The organism is Moorena sp. SIO2C4, assembly GCF_010672485.1.
In the GTDB taxonomy this organism is placed as follows: domain Bacteria; phylum Cyanobacteriota; class Cyanobacteriia; order Cyanobacteriales; family Coleofasciculaceae; genus Moorena; species Moorena producens.
The window spans coordinates 1-9,381 of record NZ_JAAHGN010000180.1; the positions used below are offsets into that span (position 1 = coordinate 1).

General features: G+C 43.2%; 9 protein-coding genes and 2 pseudogenes. 8 read left to right on the forward strand and 3 right to left on the reverse strand.

The genetic code is table 11. The features are described 5' to 3' along the window. From F6K20_RS12265 to F6K20_RS12275, 3 genes and pseudogenes are all read left to right on the forward strand, one after another. Positions 1–349: pseudogene (locus F6K20_RS12265) on the forward strand (RNA-guided endonuclease TnpB family protein); the annotation flags it as partial. A gap of 8 nt (positions 350–357) precedes the next feature. After that, positions 358–615, forward strand: a pseudogene (locus F6K20_RS12270) (SAM-dependent methyltransferase); the annotation flags it as partial. Further along, positions 555–725, forward strand: coding sequence for a hypothetical protein (locus tag F6K20_RS12275; RefSeq protein WP_154659680.1), 171 nt, complete (start codon positions 555–557; stop codon positions 723–725). The pseudogene F6K20_RS12270 and the gene F6K20_RS12275, both read left to right, overlap by 61 nt. 14 nt (positions 726–739) lie before the next feature. On the opposite strand, the gene F6K20_RS12280 is transcribed toward F6K20_RS12275, so the two are convergent. Together F6K20_RS12280 and F6K20_RS12285 are read right to left on the reverse strand one after the other, a co-directional pair. Continuing rightward, a complete protein-coding gene (locus F6K20_RS12280) occupies positions 740–1,408 on the reverse strand; it encodes a hypothetical protein (RefSeq protein WP_008179856.1) in 669 nt (222 codons plus the stop codon). Between the two features lie 221 nt (positions 1,409–1,629). Further along, complete coding sequence (locus F6K20_RS12285; protein WP_008179860.1) at positions 1,630–2,469, reverse strand: M15 family metallopeptidase; 840 nt, start codon at positions 2,467–2,469, stop codon at positions 1,630–1,632. 152 nt (positions 2,470–2,621) lie between these two features. Here F6K20_RS12285 and F6K20_RS12290 point away from each other — a divergent pair, with 152 nt between their 5' ends. The 5 genes from F6K20_RS12290 (at position 2,622) to F6K20_RS12310 (ending at position 7,791) form a co-directional block, all read left to right on the forward strand. Further along, positions 2,622–3,203 carry a TetR/AcrR family transcriptional regulator gene (locus tag F6K20_RS12290; RefSeq protein WP_008179862.1) on the forward strand — a complete coding sequence of 194 codons (582 nt, stop codon included), beginning with the start codon at positions 2,622–2,624 and terminating at the stop codon, positions 3,201–3,203. 91 nt (positions 3,204–3,294) lie between these two features. After that, complete coding sequence (locus F6K20_RS12295; RefSeq protein WP_008179864.1) at positions 3,295–3,951, forward strand: peroxiredoxin-like family protein; 657 nt, start codon at positions 3,295–3,297, stop codon at positions 3,949–3,951. A gap of 353 nt (positions 3,952–4,304) precedes the next feature. Then, the gene (gene trxA / locus F6K20_RS12300; protein ID WP_008179866.1) at positions 4,305–4,652 is read left to right on the forward strand and encodes a thioredoxin; all 348 of its coding nucleotides are present in this window, start codon (positions 4,305–4,307) and stop codon (positions 4,650–4,652) included. Between the two features lie 300 nt (positions 4,653–4,952). Continuing rightward, on the forward strand, positions 4,953–5,552 hold the full coding sequence (locus tag F6K20_RS12305; RefSeq protein ID WP_008179868.1) for a glutathione binding-like protein: 600 nt from the start codon (positions 4,953–4,955) through the stop codon (positions 5,550–5,552). A gap of 787 nt (positions 5,553–6,339) precedes the next feature. Next, positions 6,340–7,791 carry a pre-peptidase C-terminal domain-containing protein gene (locus tag F6K20_RS12310; protein ID WP_008179870.1) on the forward strand — a complete coding sequence of 484 codons (1,452 nt, stop codon included), beginning with the start codon at positions 6,340–6,342 and terminating at the stop codon, positions 7,789–7,791. Positions 7,792–8,565: 774 nt separating this feature from the next. Here F6K20_RS12310 and F6K20_RS12315 read toward each other — a convergent pair. Beyond that, entirely contained in the window at positions 8,566–9,282 is a 717-nt protein-coding gene (locus F6K20_RS12315; RefSeq protein WP_008179877.1) for a thermonuclease family protein, read from the reverse strand. Positions 9,283–9,381 lie beyond the last annotated feature (99 nt).

Consider the following 9,381-nt stretch of genomic DNA (forward strand, 5'->3'; position numbering starts at 1 on the left):
ACCCAAAGGATGGAAGCCCTCAGGAAAACGGGTAAGACGTGGTTTGTATGAAACAGCCAAGGGATATCTGATTAACGCAGATACTAACGGAGCGGCAAATATCGCGCGAAAAGTAGCCACACAGTTAGGTCTTGATCTGGCCAAGGTGGGTAGCGGGAGCTTGACACTCCCACATCGGTACGATCTTTTTAACTCTCTAAAAAAATCATACCGAACAAGAAGCGAAGCAGCACGGGTTCACCCTGCTGCTTCGCAACCTTGTAGAATCCCCCGTGCTTCAGCCGGGGGAGATGTCAAAGAAAAGGCAATGCTGAATTTCTACCCTTTGCTGACAAAGAATTTGAAGTAGTATTTAATACCATCAGCTTTTTACACTACCTAAATCCTCAACAAGTTTTCTCAGAAGTTAGTCGGATCCTGGAACCCAAAGGACATTATTACCTAGTAGACTATTCTGTTAGAAAGCGAAAAAAGTCTTTACCAATTTCCCCTAACCAGATTCGTTTCTATAGCCGACAGCAACGGGAAGAATTTGGCCAGGTAGCAGGTTTGTCATGCTTAGGGCATCACCATCTCCTCGGACCAGTTGTGCTAAGTATCTTTCAAAAACCTTAATAACTATAATAATAATTCCCTCTCTTCACACCTCCGATCACCTACCACACCTCCTTCTCTTTCCCGATTCCCGACTCCCGATTCCCGACTCCCGACTCCCGACTCCCTAACCAAAGCGCTATAGTTACTGAATCACCTCACAGCACTCTGCCACAGATGCCCGTTTTTCCATAGCAGCCACCAGTGCTTCATAAGATTCCCAGTGTTCAGTAATCATACTAGTCGCCTGACGCTCAGCCCATCGTGCTTTCACTGAGTACTCACTACCAGAAAAACCTAACCCTTCCAAAGCATCTCGGAGTTTTTCGCAGTCTTCTGCTCCGCCCTCAACATTCTCATAGACTATAGTTTCCGCAGCAATCCCTGCCATCCAAACCGTGCAAAATCGATCTAAGGTTAATCGCATTTCTCGAAGATTATAAGCCTTAGCCGATAGTGCTTCAGTATCAAAGCTCACACCACCATTACCCAGTTGTCCCTCCTTCAAAGCTTCCCAAGCACTTAAGGTGTAACCAGTGATTGGAATACCAAGTAAGTAAGCCACCAGAAAATGACCCGCTTCATGGCGAATTATGCGTCCGCGATGTTCAGGATTAGTACTCGCCAATACATCTAACAGCAGCGTTAACCCTTTGCCTTGGAAGCTGAAGCCATCTAAAGTAACAAGACTCAAGACACCAAAAGTAGTTACCGCAGGGATTGCCGGAGAAATATTCAACAGTGGTCCTAGCAAAACCGAAAGGGTCATGCCAAAAACACCAATAGCAATTAAATTCAGCGCAATTTGTTGCATTTGTTCTTGGTTACTTGTTAGTTAGTTATTAATTATACTTGGTTAATTGTTAATTATTAATTGCCATTTTTACTGTCGATCCATCCAAGTATCCAAGCCTTTCAACCAGATAACCAGCTAACCTTCAACCAGCTAACCTTCAACCAGCTAACCTTCAACCAGCTAACCTTCAACCAGCTAACCTTCAACCAGCTAACCTTCAACCAGCTAACCTTCATACTTCATACTTCATCCTCAAACTTTGGTGTTTCCGATGGAAGAGGAAGAGGAGTAGGTTTCTTACCTTTGTAGAACGTTTCCAAGCTCTTGGTATCTCCCACAAACCTCCAGTGCCAAGGCTCATAACTAATTCCTTGGGGATTGTCTCTAGGAAAAGACAACTCAAAGCTGTAGAAAGCCGCATTCTTTTCCAACCACTTAAAAGCTGCCGTATTCTCAAACTCAGGATTCAGGTTGGTAGCTGGTGCCATGGCATCCCCAATATCGATCGCATAACCAGTGTGATGCTCACTGTAGCCAGGGGGAGCACTTACTTCAGCCCGTTTACTAGCTACCTGTCCTCGCTGTTCCTTTACTTGAAAAAACAGGTACTTTTGCTGGTCCACAGAACGGAAACCCGAAATTGGCACTAGGATTACCCCCTGTCTTCTTGCTGCTGCTGCCATGGCTTTGTATTTCCGAGCTGCAGCAGCCTCCAATTTAATCCGACCATCACGGGTAATTGGTTGCAGTTGTGAGCTTAGCACTTCAGAGTAGGGTAAGTGTCCCAGAATGTTATCAGCATTATTCCCCTGTGAACTAGCTTCTGTCTGACTTTGAGTCGATGTTGCTTTACCCGACGGGGTAAGATTGGACTGAGCTTCAGGAGTTGGTTCCATTGGAATCAGGCTAAAGGCGATTCCTCCTATTGCTAATAGTCCAATAATTAGTAAGGTGACCTGCCAACGAGACCGGGGTTTTATATCTTGTCTATCCCTTACTGCCTCGGGAATATCATCTACTGTTACCTCTGTTACCTCTGAAAGGTTTGCTGGTTCGCCCGGGAGACCTGCGTTATTCAATAGTCCACTCCTGCACTGACATCCAAATTATTACATTTATTTATGACATACTTATAGTTACTGCAAATCCCAGCAGTGTCAGCGAAGCAACTGGATTACTTGACCAATCGTTCCAGAATTGTTATAGTAAAGATACGAGTTAAGCAAAGGTGATGGCAAGGCACAAAACCTTTGACCCAGAAGATGTTCTAGAAAAAGCCATGGAAACCTTTTGGCTTTATGGCTATGAAGGAACCTCAATGCAGGACTTGGTCAAAAGCATGGGGATTAACCGAGGCAGTCTATACGACACCTTTGGTGACAAACGTTCCCTATTCATGGCTGCGATCGCTCATTACAATGATACCTGTGTAAAAAATGCGATCGCATCCCTAGAAGCACCCACAGCCTCAAAGCAAGCCATTATCGACTTTTTCTACAACCTGATCGAAGGGGCTGTAGACGATAAAGACCATCGAGGCTGCTTGCTCACCAACACCGCTGTTGAACTGTGTCCCCACGATCCACAGACTAAATCCCGGATTGCTGCTAATCTGCGCTCAGTGGAAAACGCCTTTAAAAAAGCCTTATCCACAGCAAGGGAGCAAGGGGAAATCACAACCAACCATGACCTTCAGGCATTAGCCCAATATTTCACCAGTAGTATACAAGGGTTGCGGGTTATCTCCAAAGTCAACCCAGACCCAGAAACCCTAAGAGCTATTGTCAAGGTCATACTTTCCGTTCTCGATTGACAGAGTAAATTGAGACAGTAAATTGACAGAGTAATTTTTTTTGCTCTTAATTGGAACGATTGTTCAAATATAACCTAACTAGGAGTAAATCATGACCTTAAGCCAAGACTTGATTAACCTAAATACCCAGCTTCGCGCTCAGCAACCAGAAGAAGCCAAACTCATCATGGCAAAAGCAGGAGAAGACCTCGCTAATTCTGGCATTGTAGACAATAGCCTCAATGTTGGCGACAAATCCCCTAACTTTACCCTGCCTAATGCTGTAGGTAAACTGGTAGAATTGCAAGACCTACTAGCCACCGGAGCCGTAGTAATTTCCTTCTACCGGGGTCAGTGGTGTCCTTACTGCAACTTAGAATTACGAGCATTGCAGCAATTCTTACCAGAAATTCAGAAATTAGGTGCAACCCTAGTCGCTATTTCCCCTCAAACTCCCGATAATTCCCTGTCCACTACAGAGAAAAACCACCTAACCTTTGAAGTACTAAGCGATGTTGGGAATAAGATTGCCAAAGAGTTTGGTCTAGTCTTTACCGTACCAGAAGAACTCCGACCAGTTTACCAAAACTTTGGCATTGATTTACCTGCCCACAACGGTGATGAAACCTTTGAATTACCCATTGCCGCCACCTATGTAATTAATCCCGATGGAACCATCACCCATGCCTTAGTTGACCTAGATTACACCAAGCGACTTGACCCAGAAGAGATTGTCAGCGCATTACAAACCCTGGCTGTAGCGGTATAAGTAGCTCAATAAAAATCGTAAGCATTAAGCCGTCAGCCGTCAGCCGTCAGCTAAAAGCTCAAGTAACTCAGATTAAACCAATGCTTACCTGTTTTATTCAAAAGCACCTCAAGTAGCGTGGGCGTAGCGCATTAGCACCTCAAGTAGCACCTCAATTAGCCTGGCCTACGGTCAATGACTCATAGCTGATAGCTGATAGCACCTCAAGTAGCGTGGGCGTAGCGCTTAAGCTGATAGCTGATAGCACCTCAAGTAGCGTGGGCGTAGCGCTTAAGCTGATACGCGACGCGCTGATAGCTGATAACTGTCAGTCAACACTCAACAATCATTCCTAGTTTAGGAGGAATTAAACTATGTCAGAAACAGCCAAATATATTACCCTAAATGACGATAACTTTGAAACCGAAATCCTCAACAGTTCCATTCCAGTCATAGTAGATTTTTGGGCACCATGGTGTGGACCTTGTCGGGTAATGAATCCAATCGTCACTGAATTAGCCACAGAATTTGATGGGGTTGTCAAAGTAGGCAAATTAAATGTTGATGACTACGAACAACTAGCCAGCCACTATCACATTGAAGCAATTCCTTCCCTATTTTTATTCAACCAAGGTAAAGTAGTTGAGCGGTTGGAAGGTCTTGTGCGTAAACCGACTCTAGTTGACAAAATTAATGCCCTAACTAATCTCATTTATGTTTAAGGATGTGATAACGATTCTCGGATAATGGGTAATCGGTAATGGGTAATCGGGAAAACTTTATTGGTAATAGCTAATTGCCCATTACAAATTACCTTTATAGAGTCAAAAATTGTGGCACGCACTTAGATAAAATCAGGGAGAAATTCAGGGAGGAATTTAGATCAGCGCGTTGCTCATACTGTTGAGCATACTTATCAGGTAAATTTAATTTATTACCACTACTCCCTACTCCCTACTCCCTACTCCCTAAAATCCAGAAATAAAGTCCATCACCCAATTGAGAGTTCCTATAAAATAATCATGATTGATCTATATACCTTTTCCACGCCTAACGGACGCAAACCTGCTATCATGCTCGAAGAAGTAGGACTTCCCTACACCGTTCACACAATTAACATAGCAAAGGGAGAACAGTTTACTCCCGAATATGTAGCAATCAATCCCAATAGTAAAATTCCTGCTATCATTGACCAGGATACTGGTATAAAAGTTTTCGAGTCAGGAGCAATCCTAATTTATTTAGCAGAAAAGACAGGCAAGTTGTTGCCAACCGATACAGCAGCAAGAATACAAGTGATTGAATGGTTGATGTTCCAGATGGCAAGCGTTGGACCAATGTTTGGTCAACTGAGTCACTTCCGACGCTTTGCTCCAGAACAGATTCCCTATGCTATCGATCGCTATGAAAAAGAAACCCTACGTCTGTTTGGTGTCTTAGATCAGCAATTAGCAAAACAAGAATTCATTGTTGGAGATTACTCCATTGCCGACATAGCTACCTATCCTTGGGTAGCTGCCTATGACTATTTGGGAGTCACCCTAGATAACCATCCCCACCTCAAACGCTGGGTCGAGACAATGCAGCAGCGACCCGCTGTGGAACGGGGCATGGCAGTCTGAACGTTTGTTGAAAGTTGAAAGTTGAAAGTTGAAAGTTCAAACTTCAAACTTCAAAGTTCAAACTTCACAGTCATGAATCCTAGGTGGGCAGTGCCTATCAAGCCTATTAACAGCTGATCTGATCTGTCTGGTGCACTGCCCACCCTACATGAACTTACTGAAACTCAAGGATCTACTTTTATTGAACAATTGAAAAGTAATAATTATGATTTAAAACTATTTGAAAGAGGGGATTATAAGCTATAAACCTGGCTGACCATAGAAGATATTATGGTATTGATTCCCACCGTTTTAAATAACCTTTTCCGCACCCTGATTATGAAAGTTGTTAGGATCCGGTAGACCACTATAGCTATAGTAGGAGAGTTGACCGTTGGGCTTTAGAGCGACTAGGCTTAGAAACTTTCCTCAACATTGCCTCAACATTTTCCGGACTCAAAGGGGATGTTGAGAATTTAGAGTAATCCAGCAGAGCTAATTTATAAAGTAAATATAAAGAGCTCAAATCCTTTGACAGACATGGATTTCCGGGAACAGGGCGTGCACAAGCGCCCGAATTATTGAAAGCCTTTCAGCGCCATGGTTATAGCTTCTTTTACCAATCAGCTCTGACCGCTGTGATAATTCAGCTAATTTCGTTCAAAATTAAGAGCTGATAAACTTTGCTTACAAATCTTAAAAAACTAGGTGTGGTTTATTACCCTGTAGATGTAGGAAAGCGCCAGTAAAATCCAGTTTTTGGGCTAATTTACAGTGCTTTTCACAGAAAAGAAACAAGTAGTTAATCATGGGTACTTTCAATTTAGGCACTTTCAGCGGCAATCCCATCAGCCGCAATCGGTACACACTCACTACCTCAGACGCCACTGATGTGTTTAAGTTTAGGGTCTCAAACAACCGTCAAATTAACCTAAATCTACACAATATCAGTGCGGGAGATGATGCTAACCTCAGACTCTACCGGGACACTAACAACAATGGCATCTTTGACTTGGGCGACCAACAAGTGGCTAGCTCTTTACAGGGTGGCAATGCTAACGATGTTATCAACTACAGTGCTACCAGTGGCACTTACTTTGCCCAGGTAAAACGCTACGCTCCTAGTAGCAATGGAATTGTTTCCTATAATTTAGAGTTGTCTGGAACTAGCAAACCAAATACCTATCAGCCCTTGAGCCCGAACCAAGTCTTTTCCCTCAACAGTAACTTAGAGGCAGACCACATTATCTACCTTGACTTTGATGGTCATACTACCACAGGTACCTCATGGAACAAGAACTTCGGGAGTTCCATTGTGACCCCTGCCTATGACACGGATGGGAATACTTCCAATTTCTCCACTGCTGAGAGAGAGACTATTTGGCGCATTTGGCAACGGGTGGCAGAAGACTTTAGTCCCTTTGATGTGAATGTGACTACTGCCCAACCTTCCGATGACCAACTCAAAAAAACCAGCGGTAGTGATTCCCAATGGGGCATTCGCGTTGTCATTGGGGGAGATGGTTCCTGGTATCAAAAAGGTACCGGTGGTTTGGCTTATATGGATTCATTCAACTGGGACAGTGATACCCCCGCCTTTATTTTTTCAGAGAATCGCGCTGGAGGCAGTGAGAAATCGGTGGCTGAAGCTATTAGCCATGAGGTAGGTCATACCTTGGGTTTGTCTCATGAGGGTGATTCCACCAACGACTACTACTATGGTCATGGCAATGGCAGTGTCGAAACCGGGTGGGCTCCTATTATGGGAGAGGGCAACGATCGAAATCTCAGTCAATGGAGCAAAGGTGAGTATACCGGTGCCAGCAACCAAGAAGATGACCTAGACATCATCACTGGGCAAAATGGTTTTGGCTATCGCCGGGACGATTATAGTAACCAGCTAACCAGTGCAGCAGCGCTATCGATCAATGATGGTCAGGTGGAAAATTATGGCATCATTGAAAAAAATAACGACATTGACTGGTTTGAGTTCAATTCAACAACGGGCAACATAGCCCTAGATATTAAGCCTTTTGAGCGAGGACCTAATTTAGACATTCTGGCTAAGCTATATAATGCTTCCGGTCAACTGATTAGCTCTTCTAATCCCATCGGTTCTCTGTCCGCTAGCTTTAATCTTGATCTCAGTCCAGGGCAGTATTATCTAAGCATTGATGGTACGGGTCAAGGAAACTTAGCTACCGGATACAGTGATTACGGCAGCTTAGGACAATACTCTATTACTGGCACGGTTGCTTAGACTCTGCAATCTAATGCTTTAGAAACGTTCCTCAACATCTTCTGATCTCAAAGGGGATGTTGAGAATTTAGACGAGTTTAACCCTTCCTCACCCAATTCCGAAATTCTGCTACCAACTGCAAATAATCTTTGGTGTCCACCTCTGCTAAAAATCCCTCAATTTCCCCTATAGGTAAACCAGGAAAAGCCAAACTTTATTGACTATATTCTCGATCTCGTAACTGATAAATCTCAAAAGATTCACCATCATAATGCCAAACTTCTGAAACCCCTAACTCGGCATATATAGCGCTACGCTTAGCGTCAGAAGTGAGAAGTCAGAATTCAAAAGTAAGCTAGGACTAGGTTTCGGAGTTTATAAATGTCCTAATCTTAATGCGTAGTGCTATACTGCCAAACGGTTCATAGAACTACTGGTAATATCAATTTATACTACATCTGGAGCTGGAGCGGTTTCTAAGTTAATCCTTTTTTTGCCCTTAATTATGCTAATATTTTGGATATAAAAGTTTTTAGGTAACTTCGGAATAGGGAATAGGGAATAGGGAATAGGGAATAGGGAATAGGGAATAGAGCACTTGGCATTCAACCTAAGTATTGATTATTGCCAATATATAAGTGGACTGTATCTTTTTTGTCCAATTTTATTAATTAACTTATCTGCCAATGGCTATATGACCTACATTCAATGTTCTTAACCCTACTCCCTACTTCCTACTCCCTACTCCCTAAAACCCAGAACAAAAGTACCTCAACCAATTGAGAACTGCTATATTACTTCAGCGTCTGCTTAAAGGTATCCTCAAACTGATCTTTAGTAAGATTTCCAGCTTCTAGGTCTTCACAGAGGGTTTGAATTTTTTCTGTAAGCTGCTGATATTCATCTGGGTCTGCAAGTAGGGCTTTTTGCTTTTTCTTAAGGGGACGAAACAACCAAGGCTCGATAAATCCGGACTTCGGTTCTTGCCATAACCCTTTTCCTTGGCGTTCCGCATCTGCCTCTGCCAACAGAAGGGAAATAGCCATCTCACGAGGGCACTTACTAAAATAATCGTAATAAATCAGTGCTAATCCTTCTTTTACTAAACTATGCTGAATAAACGTGCCATCCAATAAGTAAACTTCGCCAATTCTACGATTGTAGCGAGTGTCGATGTCGGTAATTCTCAATTTAACTTTATTCCTGTTTTCTTCTACCAACTGTTTGACCCAGTCTTTCCCTTCGTTGCCCCACTTAAATTGACTTTGATAGAACGCATTGTCCTGATTTTTATCCTCAAGTTTTTTGTAACCCCACCCCTTAGGAGTTTCTGGTGCATCAATGTAAACGAACCGCACTGTAATGTCTTCTCCGGAGGCATCAATCACATCAATAGTGTCAGCATCGGAAACTTTCTTAACAGCGTAGGTTTCTAGGGACTCAAAGTATGGCGGTACTTGAGGAGCAACTGACCCTACTTTACTTAAAATTTCACTAATCAAGTCTGTCATGGCGTTAATTGTATCAGGACTGAGGTAGGAGTAGTGGATGAACAGGCAATCAGTGCCTCAAACCCACAGCCGATTCTACTCTAGATTTTAGACTAACCA

Excerpts from the sequence above, each read along its gene's own strand:
- F6K20_RS12275 (WP_154659680.1), top strand. The coding sequence starts at position 555 with ATGCTTAGGGCATCACCATCTCCTCGGACCAGTTGTGCTAAGTATCTT.
- F6K20_RS12280 (WP_008179856.1), bottom strand. The coding sequence starts at position 1,408 with ATGCAACAAATTGCGCTGAATTTAATTGCTATTGGTGTTTTTGGCATG.
- F6K20_RS12290 (WP_008179862.1), top strand. The coding sequence starts at position 2,622 with ATGGCAAGGCACAAAACCTTTGACCCAGAAGATGTTCTAGAAAAAGCC.
- F6K20_RS12295 (WP_008179864.1), top strand. The coding sequence starts at position 3,295 with ATGACCTTAAGCCAAGACTTGATTAACCTAAATACCCAGCTTCGCGCT.
- trxA (WP_008179866.1), top strand. The coding sequence starts at position 4,305 with ATGTCAGAAACAGCCAAATATATTACCCTAAATGACGATAACTTTGAA.
- F6K20_RS12305 (WP_008179868.1), top strand. The coding sequence starts at position 4,953 with ATGATTGATCTATATACCTTTTCCACGCCTAACGGACGCAAACCTGCT.
- F6K20_RS12310 (WP_008179870.1), top strand. The coding sequence starts at position 6,340 with ATGGGTACTTTCAATTTAGGCACTTTCAGCGGCAATCCCATCAGCCGC.
- F6K20_RS12315 (WP_008179877.1), bottom strand. The coding sequence starts at position 9,282 with ATGACAGACTTGATTAGTGAAATTTTAAGTAAAGTAGGGTCAGTTGCT.